At 65.6% G+C, this 16,172-nt stretch carries 10 protein-coding genes; 3 read left to right on the top strand and 7 right to left on the bottom strand.

Going from position 1 to position 16,172, the window contains the following annotated elements; all coding sequences use genetic code 11:
• The first annotated feature begins 11 nt into the window (after window positions 1-11).
• Window positions 12-1,640 (top strand): NAD(P)/FAD-dependent oxidoreductase, encoded by a 1,629-nt coding sequence (locus tag Q4S45_RS02315; RefSeq protein ID WP_305508767.1) that lies wholly within the window; start codon window positions 12-14, stop codon window positions 1,638-1,640.
• Between the two features lie 125 nt (window positions 1,641-1,765).
• Here Q4S45_RS02315 and Q4S45_RS02310 read toward each other — a convergent pair whose 3' ends face one another.
• A complete protein-coding gene (locus Q4S45_RS02310) occupies window positions 1,766-4,861 on the bottom strand; it encodes a TonB-dependent receptor (RefSeq protein WP_305508765.1) in 3,096 nt (1,031 codons plus the stop codon).
• 541 nt (window positions 4,862-5,402) lie between these two features.
• Here Q4S45_RS02310 and Q4S45_RS02305 point away from each other — a divergent pair.
• Window positions 5,403-8,102 carry a TonB-dependent receptor gene (locus Q4S45_RS02305; protein ID WP_305508764.1) on the top strand — a complete coding sequence of 900 codons (2,700 nt, stop codon included), beginning with the start codon at window positions 5,403-5,405 and terminating at the stop codon, window positions 8,100-8,102.
• 71 nt (window positions 8,103-8,173) lie between these two features.
• Here the strand turns inward: Q4S45_RS02305 and corA are convergent, their stop codons facing one another.
• The 5 genes from corA to glnA form a co-directional block, all read right to left on the bottom strand.
• On the bottom strand, window positions 8,174-9,139 hold the full coding sequence (corA, locus tag Q4S45_RS02300) for a magnesium/cobalt transporter CorA (protein ID WP_305508762.1): 966 nt from the start codon (window positions 9,137-9,139) through the stop codon (window positions 8,174-8,176).
• A 148-nt stretch (window positions 9,140-9,287) separates the two neighbouring features.
• A complete protein-coding gene (gene ntrC / locus Q4S45_RS02295) occupies window positions 9,288-10,775 on the bottom strand; it encodes a nitrogen regulation protein NR(I) (protein WP_305508760.1) in 1,488 nt (495 codons plus the stop codon).
• A 70-nt stretch (window positions 10,776-10,845) separates the two neighbouring features.
• Window positions 10,846-11,922: a nitrogen regulation protein NR(II) gene (gene glnL, locus Q4S45_RS02290; RefSeq protein ID WP_305508758.1), complete on the bottom strand. Its 1,077-nt coding sequence runs from the start codon at window positions 11,920-11,922 to the stop codon at window positions 10,846-10,848.
• On the bottom strand, window positions 11,919-12,413 hold the full coding sequence (locus Q4S45_RS02285) for a DUF4124 domain-containing protein (RefSeq protein ID WP_305508756.1): 495 nt from the start codon (window positions 12,411-12,413) through the stop codon (window positions 11,919-11,921). The genes glnL and Q4S45_RS02285 overlap by 4 nt, the downstream gene beginning before the upstream one ends.
• Window positions 12,414-12,594: 181 nt before the next feature.
• Window positions 12,595-14,010 (bottom strand): type I glutamate--ammonia ligase, encoded by a 1,416-nt coding sequence (gene glnA, locus Q4S45_RS02280; protein ID WP_305508753.1) that lies wholly within the window; start codon window positions 14,008-14,010, stop codon window positions 12,595-12,597.
• Window positions 14,011-14,272: 262 nt separating this feature from the next.
• Between glnA and Q4S45_RS02275 the strand changes: the two genes are divergently transcribed.
• The gene (locus Q4S45_RS02275; RefSeq protein WP_305508751.1) at window positions 14,273-14,731 is read left to right on the top strand and encodes a rhodanese-like domain-containing protein; all 459 of its coding nucleotides are present in this window, start codon (window positions 14,273-14,275) and stop codon (window positions 14,729-14,731) included.
• Here the strand turns inward: Q4S45_RS02275 and Q4S45_RS02270 are convergent.
• A complete protein-coding gene (locus tag Q4S45_RS02270) occupies window positions 14,728-16,065 on the bottom strand; it encodes a TAXI family TRAP transporter solute-binding subunit (protein WP_305512025.1) in 1,338 nt (445 codons plus the stop codon). The genes Q4S45_RS02275 and Q4S45_RS02270 overlap by 4 nt on opposite strands.
• Window positions 16,066-16,172 lie beyond the last annotated feature (107 nt).

The raw sequence follows: 16,172 nt of genomic DNA, 5'->3' as shown, positions 1-16,172 counted from the left end.
CGCCGTCAACTATGCTGCGAATTAACGAACTCAAACTTCCCCTCGACCACCCGGAAGCGGCCCTGCGCGCCGCCGTGCTGGCGCGCCTGGATATCGACAGCGCCGACCTGCTCGGCTTTACGGTATTCAAGCGCAGCTACGATGCGCGCAAGAAGAGCGCGATCGTGCTGATCTATGCGATCGACGCCGAGGTGCGCGATGAAGCGGCCGTGCTGGCGCGCAAAAAGCACGACCAGCACGTGATGCCCGCGCCCGACACCAGCTACAAGTTCGTCGCCGGCGGCGAGCAGCTGCAGGGCCACGACAAGAACGAGCGCCCGGTGGTCATCGGCACCGGGCCGTGCGGCCTGTTCGCCGCGCTGATCCTGGCCCAGATGGGCCTGCGCCCGCTGATCCTCGAGCGCGGCAAGGTGGTGCGCGAGCGCACCGTCGACACCTTCGGCTTCTGGCGCAAGCGCGAGCTCAACCCGGAGTCGAACGTGCAGTTCGGCGAGGGCGGCGCCGGCACCTTCTCGGACGGCAAGTTGTATAGCCAGATCAAGGATCCCAAGCACTACGGCCGCAAGGTGCTGACCGAGTTCGTCAAGGCCGGCGCGCCCGAGGAAATCCTGTACGTGAGCAAGCCGCACATCGGCACCTTCCGCCTGGTCAAGATGGTCGAGCAGATGCGCGAGAACATCATCGCGCTGGGCGGCGAGTACCGCTTCTCGAGCAAGGTGGTCGACGTCGACATCGAGCGCGATGGTGACAGCGGCCAGGTGCGCGGCGTGGTGCTGGCCAGCGGCGAGCGCATCGCCACGCGCCACCTGGTGCTGGCGATCGGCCACAGCGCGCGCGACACCTTCGAGATGCTGTACGAGCGCGGCGTGTACATCGAAGCGAAGCCGTTCTCGATCGGCTTCCGGGTCGAGCATCCGCAGTCGCTGATCGACGTGTGCCGCTTCGGCCCGAACGCCGGCAACAAGATCCTCGGCGCGGCCGACTACAAGCTGGTGCACCACGCTTCGAACGGGCGCTCGGTGTACAGCTTCTGCATGTGCCCCGGCGGCACCGTGGTGGCCGCCGCGTCCGAGCCGGGCCGGGTCGTCACCAACGGCATGAGCCAGTATTCGCGCAACGAGCGCAACGCCAACAGCGCCATCGTGGTCGGCATCACGCCGGAGGTGGACTATCCGGGCCACCCGCTGGCCGGCATCGCGCTGCAGCGCCGCCTTGAGGAAGGCGCCTTCGCCCTGGGCGGCGGCACCTACGACGCGCCGGGCCAGCTGATGGGCGACTTCGTGGCTGGCCGCGCCTCGACCGCGCTGGGCTCGGTGATCCCCTCGTTCAAGCCGGCGGTGCGCCTGACCGACCTGGCGAGCGCCCTGCCCGAGTATGCGATCACGGCGATGCGCGAGGCGTTTCCCGCGTTCGACAAGCAGATCAAGGGCTACTTCCATCCGGACGCGCTGCTGACCGGGGTCGAGACGCGCACCTCGTCGCCGATCCGCATCAAGCGCCGCGACGACGACCTGCAAAGCCTGAACACGCGCGGGCTGTTCCCGGCCGGCGAAGGCGCCGGATACGCCGGCGGCATCCTGTCGGCGGCGGTGGACGGCATCAAGGTGGCCGAGGCGGTGGCGCTGTCGATGGCGCGCTAGTTCGTCAACGCAACGCGCACCGCCCCGGGAAAATGCGGGGCGCAAAAAAACGCCCGGCAAGCTGCTTGCCGGGCGTTTTTGCTTGCGCGAACGAGGCGGGCCCGGCCGGACCCGCCCCTCCCTGCTTAGAACTTCATCCCGTACACGGCCGAGAACTTGGCCGATCGCGGCGCCGTGTAGTTGGTGATGAGCTGATAGCGGTTGCTCGGATCGCTGATGTCACGCTGGCGGCTGGCCGTCTGCGTGTTGAAGACGTTGAACACGTCCATCTTGAACTCGAGGCCGCTCAGCCAGGTCGGCTTGTACGACACGTTCATGTCGAGCGTCTTGGTCCACGGCATGCGGCCGGTGCTGCCGCGCGGCGACGGCACGTTGGTCGTCGAGCCGGCAACCGGGCAGTAGTGGAACAGGCTGCCGTACACGCCGGCGGCGTCAGCCGCGTCCGGATAGGCGCCCAGGCACTGGCGCGGCCGGCCCGACGACACCAGCAGGTTGCCGCCGACAGTCACTTCCGGCAGCACGCTGTAGTAGCCGAATGCCTTGATCACGTGCGTCCGGTCGTTCGGCAGCAGTCCGGTGGCGTACTCTTCCAGTTCCTTGAAGTCGAACGAGACCGTGGTGGCCGGGTCGGCTTGCTGCAGGTCGGAATTGAGCTGGCCTTCCGTGTTGCCGCGCGAACGCGACCAGGTGTAGTTCAGCTTGCCGTACCACTTGCCGTCGAACGGATGCTCGGCGAACAGGTCGAGCGCGACATAGGTGCGCGTCGCTTTCGGCAGCGCCGCGCCGTCGCGCGTGCTCTCGCCGCCGCCCATGTCGGTCGGCGTCAGCACCACGTGCTCGGTCTTGCCGTCGCCGTCCAAGTCCAGGTCCCAGGTGTTGGTGCGACCAGGGTTGATGATGGTGCAGCTGAACGCCGGGCCACTGGCGGCGTAGGCGCCCTGGCCGTCGAGCTTGTCGGTGCCGACGCCGTGGTCGGCGGCCCACTTGTGGAACGGCCGCGGATCGCACCAGTCTTCCAGCGTGCTCTTCAGGTCACGGTAGGTGAATTTCGCGCCCACGTTGAGCTGCTTCGACAGCGCCTTCTCGAAGCCGAACGAGATCTCATCCTGGTAGTGCGACTTCAGGCCCTTGGCCGCCACGTAGTTCAGGTCTTTCGGGTTGCCGGTTTCGCCGTCGGGCGAGAACACCGGGGTCAGCGCGACGGTGCCGGTCGGCGCGCCCGTCGCCGGATCGACGCCGGTGTACGAGAAGAACTGCTGCAGGTAGGTCGAGGCGCCGCCGGAGCGGATCGAGACGTTGGCCGGCATCTGCAGGTGGTAGCGGCCGGCATTGCCGAACACCTTGGTCGAGGAGTCGCCGTTGACGTCCCAGCTGATGGCCAGGCGCGGTTCGATCTGGCGGGTCTGGCTGATGAAGGCCTTGCCCTCCTCGTTGTAGTTCTTGAACGATTCGTTACGCAAGCCGATCACGGCCAGCACGTCCTTGGTGACCTGCCAGCGGTCTTCGATGTACTGCGCGCCCTGGTCCACGCGCGCCGGATTGACCGCCTTGAACTTGAACGAGGACACCGAGTAGCAGGTCGAGCCGTCGGCCGACTTGAGGTTGGTCGGGGCCATGACCACGCCGGGCACGCCGGAGATCGCGGCGCCGCACGGGTCGGAGCTGTAGTCCCACTCGATGCCGCCCGAGGTCAGCGTGCCGGAATACGAATCGAGCTTCATGTTGTCCAGGCCCGCGCGCACGGTGTGGGAGGCGTTGAGCTTGTACTCGAGGTCGAGGCGGTAGCCGGAGGACTTGTTGCGCGAGCCGGGAGCGAAGGCATCGTCGGTGAACGGCTGTTTCGACACGTAGTCGATGCCCGGCGCGCCGTCGGCCACGTTGATCAGCGGGAAGCTCGGATCGTAGCCAACCTGGTTCTGCTGGCGGTTGACCTTGGTGCGGCCGACCAGCGCGGTGACGGTCAGGTCGTCGCGCAGGTTGCCCGTGTACTTCAGGATATCGAGGTCGCCGCCGGTGGTTGCCGCGATCGGCACCGGGCCGTAGCTCTTGTAGATCGTTTCGGCGCCCAGCACGTTGTTGTGGGTGTGGGTCGCGTAGTCGTAGCCGTAATAGCGGCGATGGTCTTCCGGCCGGTCGCGCACCATCGTGTATTCGAGGCGATGGTCGTCGGTGATGTTCCAGTCCAGTTTCAGCAAGGCGCGCGGCTGCTTCAGGGTGCGGTTTTCCCATCCGGCGGTGGCGGCGGCCGGGTCGGTGCTGACCGAGGTCACGCCTTCGGACGTGGTGCGGGTCTGCTCGAGCGTCAGGAAGGCGAACAGCTTGTCCTTGATCAGCGGGCCGGCCAGGTAGGCGCTGCCCATGGTGCGGTCCTGGCGGTCGTCATGCAGGTACTGGCGCACGGTGCCGTCGCGCGGGGAGCCGGTGACCGGATAGACGATGTTGCGCGAGCGCGCCGCCAGCGAACCTGGCTCGTATTCGGCGGCCACGCCCGCTTCCCAGCGGTTGGTGCCGCGCTTGGAGGTGATGTTGACCACGCCGCCGGTCGAGCGGCCGAATTCGGCGCCGTAGCCGCCGGTGAGGATCTGGGCCTGCGCGATGGCAAAGAAAGGCAGCGTCGAGAAGCCCGTCTGGGTCAGCGGATTGGTGACAGGGAAACCGTTGATGTAGTAGGCATTCTCGGAACCGGAGGCGCCGCCGAAACTCGGCGCGCCGGAGCCGCCGTAGCCCGGGTCGCCCTTGACGGTGCCCGGCGCCAGCTGGATCACGGCGCCGACGGTCGGCGGGATCGGCAGCTTGGCCAGTTCGCGCGCGGTGAAGGTCGCGCCCTGGTTGGTGTTCGTCACGTCGATGCGGTTGCGGGTGCCGCGCACCTGGACCACCGACAGCGCCGCGAAGCTGACATCGACGCCGGCGCCGATGCCGACCGAGGCGTCTTCCGAGCGCTCGACCGCGCCATTGCGCATCAGCGACACCTTGTAGTCGCCGACCGGCAGCGACAAGGCGTTGTAGCGCCCGCCCGCGTCAGGGGTGAGGACGCGGCGAAAGCCCGTCGCGGTGTTTTCGATGACCACGGTGGCGCCGGGCGGCGCATCGACCTTGCCGAAGATGGTGCCGGTGGTGTTCGACTGCGCCATGGCCGCGGGCATGGAAATGGATGTCAACGCCGCGGCGCCGAAGGCGATCGCCAGCGCGCGGACGAGGACGGTTTTCTTGAAAAACATGGATGCTCCCTTGAAGTTGACCGCGAAAACGACACCTCAAGGTTCTGCAGCCCCTGACGGTGCGCGTGATCCGACTGCATGGACCAAGTGGCCTATACAAGTCGAACCACTTCATCACACCATGAGGAAATTTACCTGTCAACAAGATTGCGTGATCGTCAATACAAAAAAGCACGAAAATCGGGGGTGGCTGTGGTTTTAATGCCGCGCCGCACAGTCTGATTTTGCACACGTACATACATTCGTCCCAATGTAACGTAGTGTAAATCTTGTAAAACGGTTTACCCAATTTTCTTTCGGAACAATCTTTCCGCAAGCTTTCCACGGCCTCTGCGCCCAGCAGCCGCAGCGGCTCCCCCGCCTGTCAAGCCCTGTCCTGTATCGAAACATTTTGTTGCAGCGCGGCGTACATACCGCCGTGTAAGGATTGACGCTCGGACATCGCAACTCAATCATGCCCCATCCGGATTTTTCATAGGCACGATCCGGCCGCGGCGCCCTACCCTCGCGCCGTCGCCAAGCACACTCACAAGGAGTAGTAATGATGATGGAAACCGTGTTGTCCCGCTCGTTGCGCCTGATGTTTTCGGGCGGCGTGGCCGTCGGCCTGGGCCTTGCCGCCCAAGGCGCACTGGCGCAGGACGCGACCGCCCCGATCCAGCGGGTTGAAATTACCGGCTCGGCCATCAAGCGCATCGACGCCGAGACCGCGGTCCCGGTGACCGTGCTGAAGATGGACGACCTGAAGAAGCAGGGCATCACCACGATCGAACAGGTGATGGCCAACCTGTCCGCGTCGCAGGCGTCCACCGGCACCAGCCAGGTGGTCGGCTCGAGCACCGGCGGCGCCTCGTTCGCCGACCTGCGCGGCATCGGCGCCAACAAGACCCTGGTCCTGCTGAACGGCCGCCGCCTGGCCAACAACGCGCTCGACAGCTCGGCGCCCGACCTGAACATGATTCCATTCGCCGCGCTCGAGCGCGTCGAAGTGCTGCGCGACGGCGCCTCCTCGCTGTACGGCTCGGACGCGGTCGGCGGCGTGATCAACTTCATCACCCGCAAGGACTTCAAGGGCGGCACCATCACCCTCGGCGCCGAGTCGCCGAAGCATCCGGGCGGCTTCTCCGACAACATCAACGCCGGCTTCGGCTTCGGCGACCTGGCGTCGGACGGCTACAACGTGTTCGCCATGGTGGACCACCAGCAGCAGCACCGCATCGGCGGCACCCAGCGTCCGTACAACACGCGCTACGCCGGCGGCCTGTCGGCCTCCACCAGCCCGGCAAACTACTACCAGGACGGCGCCAGCTACAACCCGGCCGCGCCAAGCTGCGTCGATGGCACCGACCTGATCCCGGGCGGCGACGGTACCAGCTGCAAGATGACCACGTCGAGCTTCGTGGACTACATCCCGAAAAGCGAGCGCACCACCGGCCTGATCAAGGCCACCATCAAGCTCAATCCCGAGCATCAGCTGGGCATCGAATACCTGAACAGCCAGAGCAAGGTGCAAAGCGCGATCGCACCGGTGCCTTACGGCGGCCTGTTCCAGAACCGCACCCGCCTCGACGGTTCGCCGAACCCGTTCTACCCGACCAACCCGGCGCTGAACCCGGCGTTCTCGGACGGCTCCGAAGCCTTCACGGACGGCCTCAAGCCAGGCTACATCCACCTGAAATGGCGCGACCTGCCGAACGGGCCACGCTCGGACGACAACACCAACAAGCAGCAGCGCCTGGTGGTGTCGCTGTCCGGCGCGATGGCCGGCTGGGACTATGAAGGCGCCCTCAGCTACAACGAGAACAAGGTGCAGGAAAACCTCAAGGGCTACAGCAACGGCGAGATCATCACCGCCGGCGTGCTCAACGGCGTCATCAACCCGTTCGGACCGCAGGACAGCGCCGGCGACGCCCTGATCGCCAGCGCCGCGCTGAACGGCACCTTGCAGACCGCCAAAGGCACGACCAAGACCGCGGACTTCCGCGCCAGCCGCGAGCTGGCCGACTGGTTCGGCGCCGGCCGCGGCGCCGCCCTGGCCGTCGGCGCGCAAGCCGAACGCGAAAGCTTCCTGAACACCGCCAATACCGAGTACGCGGAAAAAGTGGTGGCCAGCACCGGCGTCGATCCGCTGACGCACAACGAGGGCTCGCGCAACGTCTACGCCGCCTATGCCGAGTTGAACGTCCCGATCATCAAGGAGCTGGACGTGACGGCATCGGTCCGCTACGACAAGTACAGCGACTTCGGCAGCAGCACCAATCCGAAGTTCAGCTTCCGCTACCAGCCGTCGAAGACCGTGCTGGTGCGCGGCTCCTACTCGACCGGTTTCCGCGCCCCGTCGCTGTATGAAATCAACTCGGCCCAGGCGTACACCAACTCGGCCGATACCATCAGCGATCCGGTGAACTGCCCTGACGGCAAGAACGCGATCACGGGCAAGTCGAGCGCGGCGAACTGCAAGCAGCAGTTCCAGGTCCTGACCGGCGGAAACAAGAACCTGAACCCGGAAAAGGCGCAGAACGCGACCCTGGGCGTGGTGTTCGAGCCGGTCAACAACCTGACGCTGGGCGTGGACCTGTGGGCGATTCGCATGAAGCACGCCATCAGCTCGCTGTCGGACAACGACATCATCAGCGATCCGGTCACCTTCGCGTCGTACTACCACCGCAACGCGGCCGGCGACCTGGCCACCGACGGTTCGCAGTGCCCTAACCCGGCCACCTGCGGCTACCTCGACCTGCGTACGCAAAACCTGGGCAACACCAACACCAACGGTGTCGACCTGAGCGCCACGTACCGCCTGCGCACCGCCGACTACGGCACGTTCAACTTCACGATGAACGACACCTTCGTCAACAAGTACGAGTACCAGAACTTCGTCGGCGATGTGTTCCATCAGAACGTGGGCGTGTACTCGGGTTCGAGCCCGGTGTTCCGCTGGCAGGACAACCTCAACCTGAACTGGAGCCGCGGCAGCTTCGGTGGCGGCCTGGCCGCTCACTACAAGTCGGGCTACATCGACCAGACCCCGACCAACACGGTGCCTTCCTACACCACGTTTGACGGCTACCTGTCGTACCAGGTCATGAAGGGCCTGACCCTGACGGGCGGCATGAAGAACATGTTCGACCGCAATCCGCCGCTGAGCTATCAGACGTCGACCTTCCAGGCCGGCTACGATCCTCGCTACACGGATCCGACGGGCCGCACGTTCTACCTGCGCGCCGCCTATAGCTTCTAAGCTGTAGCGCCACGCAAAAACGCCCGGGAGCGCGAGTTCCCGGGCGTTTTTTTATTCGGGGCGGCGTGCGGCTAGAGCCAGCCGGAGCGCCTGAAGCGCCAGTACAGGTAGCCGCACACGCCGAACATCATGGCCAGCGCGACCGCATAGCCGTAGTGCCATTCGAGCTCCGGCATGAACTTGAAATTCATGCCCCAGATGCCGGCGAAGGCGGTGAACACGGCGAAGATTGCGGCCCATGCGGCCAGCCGCTTGTTGACTTCACTTTCGTCAATCGCCACCATCGACAGGTTGACCTGGATCGCGGTGCTGATGGTGTCGCGGATGGTGTCGAGCGTGGCGGCGATGCGGTACAGGTGATCGTGCACGTCGCGGAAGTATTCCTGGGTGTCGATGCAGATGGCCGGCACGCGCCCTCCATACAGCTTGCCCACGCCTTCCATCAGCGGCATCACGGCGTGGCGCAGGGTCAGCACCTTGGCCTTGAGTTCATACAGGCGCTCGATGTTGGCGCGCTGCGAGCCGCGGATGAAGATGCGGTCCTCGATGGTCTCCAATTCCGATTCGAGCATGTCCACCACCGGGAAGTAGCGGTCCACCACCGCGTCCATCAGCGCATACAGCACGAAGGCCGAGCCTTGCGCCAGCAGGTGCGGCTCACGTTCGGCGCGCGCGCGCACGCCCAGGAAGCCCTGCGTCGCGTTGCGGCGCGAGGACAGCACGTAGTTGGGGCCGACGAACACGTCCACTTCGCCCACCACCATCTTGCCTTCGGAAAGTTCGACCGTCTGCATCACGGCAAACAGCGAGTCGCCGTACTCCTCGACCTTGGGGCGCTGGTTGCCCCGCTGGGCGTCTTCGACCGCCAGCTCGTGCAGGCTGAACTCCTCCTGCATGATCGCCAGTTCGGCGGGATCGGGATCGCGCAGCGCGACCCAGACGAAGGTGCCGGGCTTGGCGAGGTAATCGCTGATTTCCTCGACCGGGATGTCGGAGAGTTTTTTGCCTTCCTGGTAGGCGACGCAGTTGATCAGCATTTGACGAGGTAAGAGACGTGATGGCGCCAGCTTACTATATCGGCGGGCCAAATGAGGTTACGTCTTGCTCACGCGGCGCCGGCAAACCCGGGGACTCGGCGTCCCCGTCGCTCCGGCGGACCTGACCCCAGACCTTGGGCCGCGGCGGCTATTCGTCCTTGGCGCCGTCGATCCCCAGCTCGGCGATCTTGCGCGTGATCGTGTTGCGGCCTATCCCCAGGCGCACCGCGGCGTCGTTCTTGCGCCCGTGCGTGTGCTTCAAAGCCGTCTTGATCAGCGCCGACTCGAACTGCTTGCCCAGCACGTCCATGACTTCTCCCTCGCCGGCGCTGAGCATGCTGGCCGCCTGCAGTTCCAGCAGGCCGATCCAGCCGCCCGCCGCGCCCATTTCGGCCAGGGTCGGCCCGCCATGCTGCGGCGCGCGCGCCCAGGCGCCGTTCTCGGGCAGCGCCGCCGGCGCCATCGGCTCGGCGATCGCATCCTGGGTCTTGGTCAGCTCCAGCGGCAGGTCCTTGACCTCGACCGTCTGCCCCGGCGCCATCACGGTGATCCAGTTGCACAGGTTTTCCAGCTGGCGCACGTTGCCCGGCAGGTCGAGGCCGGACAGGAACTGCAGCGCGGCCTCGCTCATGCGTTTGGCCTCGACGCCGAGCTGGCGCGCGCTCTGCACCAGGAAGTGGCGCACCAGGAGGGGTATGTCCTCGCGCCGCTCCCGCAAACTGGGCAGGCGCAGGCGGATCACGTTGAGGCGGTGGTACAGGTCTTCCCTAAACAGGCCGTCGCGCACGCGCTGCTCGAGGTTCTGGTGCGTCGCCGTGATGACGCGCACATTGGCCTTCATCGGCTGGTGTCCGCCGACCCGGTAGAAGTGGCCGTCGGAGAGCACCCGCAGCAAGCGGGTCTGCAAGTCGAACGGCATGTCGCCGATCTCGTCGAGGAACAGGGTGCCGCCCTCGGCCTGCTCGAAGCGGCCGCGCCGCGTGGCCTGGGCGCCGGTGAAGGCGCCGCGCTCGTGGCCGAACAGTTCCGATTCGAGCAAGTCCTTCGGGATCGCCGCGGTATTGAGCGCAATGAAGGGCTGCTGCGCGCGCGGGCTGTGCTTGTGCAGCGCGCGCGCGACCAGCTCCTTGCCGGTGCCCGACTCGCCCGTGATGAGCACCGTCACGTTCGACTGCGACAATCGCCCGATCGCGCGGAACACTTCCTGCATGGCCGGCGCCTGGCCGAGAATTTCGGGGGTGCCGGCCGGCGCCGCCTCGACGCTCGCTTCGCGCAGGCTTTCGTCGAGCGCGCGCCGGATCAACTCCACCGCCTTGTCGATGTCGAAGGGCTTGGCCAGGTATTCGAAGGCGCCGCCCTGAAACGCGGCGACCGCCGAATCAAGGTCCGAGAACGCCGTGATGATGATCACCGGAAGGCCGGGATGGCGCTCCTTGACTTCGGCCAGCAGGTCGAGGCCGGACTCGCCCGGCATGCGGATGTCCGACACCAGCACTTGCGGCGTCTCGTTTTCGAGCGCGGCCATCGCATCGCGCGCGTTGGAAAAGCTGCGCGTGGCCAGGTTCTCGCGCGCCAGGGCTTTTTCCAGCACCCAGCGGATCGAGGCGTCGTCGTCGACAATCCAGATTGGTTTCATGTAGTTCCGCTTCCCCGCAATATGGATCTTCAATTGGTCGGGATCCGGTCCTTCCCGTCCGCGCCGCGGCTTATGGCAGCGGCAGCAGGATGCGGAAGTCCGTCAATCCAGGCCGGCTCTCGCATTCGATCACGCCCAGGTGCTGCTGCACGAAGGTCTGCGCCAATGTCAGCCCCAGCCCGCTGCCGCCTTCCCTGCCCGACACCAGCGGGTAGAAAATGCGGTCGCGGATCTGCGGCGAGATGCCCGGTCCATTGTCGATGATATGCAAGTCTAATGCCAGCCCGTAGCGAACCTTGGCCAGGGTGACCTGGCGCGCCACGCGGGTGCGGAAAATCAGCTCGGCGTCGCCGGCCGCGATGCGCTCGACCAGCGCCTGCGCGGCGTTGCGGGCGATGTTCAGCACCGTCTGGATCAACTGTTCCTTGTCGCCCCTGAACTCGGGGATCGAGGCGTCGTAGTCGCGCCGGATCGTCAGGCCGCTGGGGAATTCGGCCAGCATCAGGCTGCGCACCCGCTCGCATACCTCGTGGATGTTGACGTCGCCGACGATGTGCGGACGCCGGTGCGGCGCCAGCAGGCGGTCCACCAGCGTCTGCAGGCGGTCCGCTTCCTTGATGATGACCTGGGTGTATTCGCGCAGCGCGCTCAGGTGCACGGCCGGCAGCTCGAGTTCGAGCAGCTGGGCCGCGCCGCGAATGCCGCCCAGCGGGTTCTTGATCTCGTGCGCCAGGTTGCGGATCAGTTCCTTGTTGACCTGGCTCTGGTCGAGGATGCGCTCCTCGCGGTCGAGCTTCAACTGCTGGACGTTCTCGCGCAGCTCGACCACCACGTCGCCTTCGCCGGTCGCGCTGACGATGCTGTGCACGTGCAGCGGCTCGCGCCCGGCGCGCTCGAGCATCAGGTCCTGCCGCATGTCCGCGTACTTGTGGGCCAGCGCCTGGGCGCAAAGCTTGGCCAGCTCGTCGGCGTTGGCGAACAGCGCGGTCAGCTGCATGCGCGCCAGCGATTTGGCGGACGTCTCGAGCAGGTGCTCGGCGGCGGCGTTGGCATACACGATGCCGCCGTCGGGGCCGACCAGCAATACCGCCGACGCCAGCAGGTCGAGGCCGGCCAGGCGCGCGGCGGCCGCTGCGTTGCGGCTCATCGGATGTTCGCGATCTCGCGCTTCAATGCGTCGATGTTCTTCTCGGCGCGGCCGATGTTGTCCTTCATCTGGGCCACGCGTTCCTGGTACTTGGCGTAATTGCGTTCGCCGCCCTGGCGCTCCGGCTCACCGTTGTTGAAGTCGCGGCGCAGCTCGGCCAGCTTCTTCTCCTCGTCGCGCAATTCGTCGGTGAGGATGCCGCGGCGGTCGTCGTCGCGCGCCTTCTGCTGCGAGGTGTTCACTTTCGGGAAGTCGGCCGGCACCACCGCCGGCGCGGCCGCGCGCGCGGGCGCGGCGCTGCGATGCTGGGGCGGCGCGGGAATCTGGCCCAGTCCTTCAAGCACCTTGCAGTTGCGCTTGTTGATGTCGGTGAATTCGATGCGGCCGTCGGCGTCGACGCACTTGTAAATGGTGGTGTCGGCGTGCGCGGCGGCGCCGCACAGCAGCAGCGCGAGGGTTGCAAAGGCAGGTCCGGCAAGACGGCTTGTCATTGGCATCAGGGCAGCACGCGGCGGGCGTGCGGTAATTTGGCTCAACGTCGAATATACAACATCCGAAAAAAAACGCGACGAAAGCTGTGGCTTTCATCGCGCTTTTTACACGGCATTTACACATTCGATGTCAGCATGTTCACGCAAGCTGACATCGCGATAACGCCTTTTGTCGAATTGCTTACAGCGAGTAGTACATGTCGAATTCGGCCGGATGCGTGGTCATGCGCATGCGCTGCACGTCCTGCATCTTCAGCTCGATGTAGGCGTCGATCATGCTGTCGCTGAACACGCCGCCGCGGGTCAGGAACTCGCGGTCCTTGTCCAGCGCCTCGAGCGCTTCTTCCAGCGACGAGCAGACGGTCGGGATCAGCGCGTCTTCTTCCGGCGGCAGGTGGTACAGGTCTTTCGACGCTGCCTCGCCCGGATGAATCTTGTTGGCGATGCCGTCCAGGCCGGCCATCAGCAGCGCGGCGAAGCACAGGTAGACGTTGGCCAGCGGGTCCGGGAAGCGGGTCTCGATGCGGCGGCCCTTCGGGTTCGCCACGTGCGGGATGCGGATCGAGGCCGAGCGGTTGCGGGCCGAGTAGGCCAGCTTGACCGGCGCTTCGAAGCCAGGCACCAGGCGCTTGTACGAGTTGGTGCCTGGGTTGGTGATCGCGTTCAGGGCCTTGGCGTGCTTGATGATGCCGCCGATGTAGAACAGCGCGGTCTCCGACAGGCCGGCGTAGCCGTCGCCGGCGAACAGGTTCTTGCCATCCTTCCAGATCGACTGGTGCACGTGCATGCCCGAGCCGTTGTCGCCGACGATAGGCTTCGGCATGAAGGTGGCGGTCTTGCCGTAGCTGTGCGCCACGTTCCACACCACGTACTTCAGGTTCTGGGTCCAGTCGGCGCGCTCGACCAGGGTCGAGAACTTGGTGCCGATTTCGTTCTGGCCGGCGCCGGCCACTTCATGGTGGTGCACTTCGACCGGGATGCCCATCGCTTCGAGGATCAGACACATCTCCGAGCGCATGTCCTGGAACGAGTCGACCGGCGGGACCGGGAAGTAGCCGCCTTTGACGGTCGGACGGTGGCCGTGGTTGCCACCTTCGGTTTTCGCGTCGGTGGCCCACGAGGACTCGTCCGAATCGATCTTCACGAAGCAGCCCGACATGTCGATCTTCCAGCGCACGGAGTCGAAGATGAAGAATTCAGGCTCGGGACCGAAGTAGGCGGTGTCGCCCTGGCCGGACGACTTGAGGTAGGCTTCGGCGCGCTTGGCGATCGAGCGCGGGTCGCGGTCGTAGCCCTTGCCGTCGGATGGCTCGATCACGTCGCACTGCATGAACAGCGTGGTCTCTTCCATGAACGGGTCGATGTTGGCGGTGTTCGGGTCCGGCATCAGGATCATGTCGGACGCTTCGATGCCCTTCCAGCCGGCGATCGAGGAGCCGTCGAAGGCGTGGCCGGACTCGAATTTGTCGAGATCGAAATGGGACACCGGCACGGTCACGTGCTGCTCTTTGCCGCGCGTATCCGCAAAACGGAAATCAACGAATTTGACTTCGTTGTCCTTGGCCATCTTCAACACTTCTGCGGCGGTCTTTGCCATTCAAATCTCCTAAATTAAAAAGGGGGTGCGCATCGCCAACGGGTTGCGCAAACTCACAGCGCATTCGTAGCAGTTTCCATGCCAGCCACAATTGGGCGGCGGCAAGCAGAACATCGACGGGGAACACTGGTTGAGAACGCCATTCTGCACCATTTTGGTGCATTTCTGACGGATCGCACCAATTTGGTGCTGCATGCCCCAAAAGTGCGAATTTGCTACTGACTCTATAATAGGCCATCCACTGCCCTACGGGAACCCAGCCATGAACGTCGTCGACCAACTTCTCGCCACTGCCCGCCAGCGCGGGGCCGACCAGCCGTACGCCGGCGCCGTGACGCCGCAGGAAGCGTTCGAGCTGCTGCAGGCCGAGCCGAACGCCAAGCTGGTCGACGTGCGCACCAATGCCGAGCGCCACTGGGTCGGCCAGGTGCTGCTGCCGCCCGGCCAGCACGCGGCGGTCGAATGGAGCAGCTGGCCGAGCGGCACCGCCAATCCGCAGTTCGTCGAGCAGCTGTGCGAGGTGGCCGGCAAGAACGACGTGCTGCTGTTCCTGTGCCGCTCCGGCGTGCGCTCGCGCCATGCGGCCAAGCTGGCCACCGAGCACGGCTTCCACAACGCCTTCGACATCCTCGAAGGCTTCGAAGGCGACAAGGACGCCGAGGGCCACCGCAAGCAGGTCGCCGGCTGGTGCAAGGCCGGCCTGCCCTGGATCGGCGGCTAGCGCGCCAAGGCGGCCGCGGTCTTCATCGTCAGCACGCGCTGGCGCACGAAATTGATGTGGCTGCGCAGGCCGTACAGGCTGTCGGCAAACGCCAGCGGGATCGACATGCGGTTGACGCGCTCCTCGATTTCTTCGAGCCGCTTGAGCAGCTCGGCGCAGATCTGGTCGCGGCGCGGGCCGTCGGCCTCGTCGAGCGCCTGCTCCACCGCGCGCAGCTGGCCGTACCAGCGGTACACGCGCGACTTGATGCGCCACACGTACAGCGGCGGCACCACTTTCGAAAACGGGATGATCAGGGCGGCCAGCGCGACCACCACCACCCACAGGCGGTCGAACAGGTTGGCGACCCAGAACGGCATGTAGCGCTGCAGCAGCGGCGGGCCGTCCTTGTAGAACTTTGCCGCCTCGCGCGCGACCGGGATCTCGGTGTATTGCGGTGACGGGAACTGGCCCTGCTTCTGGAACCAGCCGGCGCCGCCATGGATCTCGCTGGCGGCCTGCACGAACAGTTCGACCAGCGCCGGGTGCAGGTTGGCGCGCGCGACCAGGGTGGCGGTCGGCGCGATCAGGTGATAGTCCTGCGGCGGCAGGTCGCGCCCGAGATCGACGATCCCGCGCGGCAGCACCACGTGCGACAGGAACGGCAGGCGCCGCGCATAGGCCTCGGCCTGGTCGAAGTTGAACAGCTTGATGCCGGGCGTTTGCAGCAGCATCTGCACCAGCAGCGCGTCAGGGCCGGACGAGAACACCAGGCCGTCGATGCGCCCATCGAGCAGCTCCACCACCGCCGGCGTGTTTTCCAGCGCGCCGATGGTCAGGTCGGCCGGCTCGACGCCGTTCAGCGCCAGCACCTGGCGGAACAGTTTCGGCGTGCCGGTGCCTTCGGGACCGAGGTTGATCTTCAGGCCCTTGAGCTGATTGAGCTGGGTGACCTTGACCGGCTCGCGCAGGAACAGCCACACCGGCTCGGTAAACAGGCTGCCCAGCGACATCAGGCCCTTGCGATGCGCCTCGGCTTCGCTGGTCGAGCCGCTCTGGACAAAAGCGACATCGACCTTGCCTTCGTTGAGGCGCTGCAGGTTGTCCTGCGAGCCGAGCGAGCGCACCTGCGTGACCTTGATGTGGTCCTTCGCCAGCAGCGCCGCGTACTTCTTGCCGAATTCCTCGTAGGCGGTGTTTTCCTGGCCGGTCGCCAGCGTCACCTGGCGCGGCGGCGCCGGGTCGACGATCACGTAGGCGATCGCGCAGACTGCGGCGATCAGCACGATCGTCGGGCCGGCGGTGGCCACCAGGTCGCGGAACGAGAACTGGGTAAACTTGCGGATGCGGGACATGAGGCGGCGTGGAGGTTTCATGGAGGGCTACGATGCCAACAATCGCCTCACTATGCAAGCGCCGCATGAAAAATGGGGTCAGGTCGCGCAGGACCTGACCCCGGTTA

It is taken from the genome of Massilia sp. R2A-15, from assembly GCF_030704305.1.
GTDB lineage: Bacteria > Pseudomonadota > Gammaproteobacteria > Burkholderiales > Burkholderiaceae_D > JAFCUW01.
This window is presented reverse-complemented; position numbering and strand designations above follow the sequence as displayed.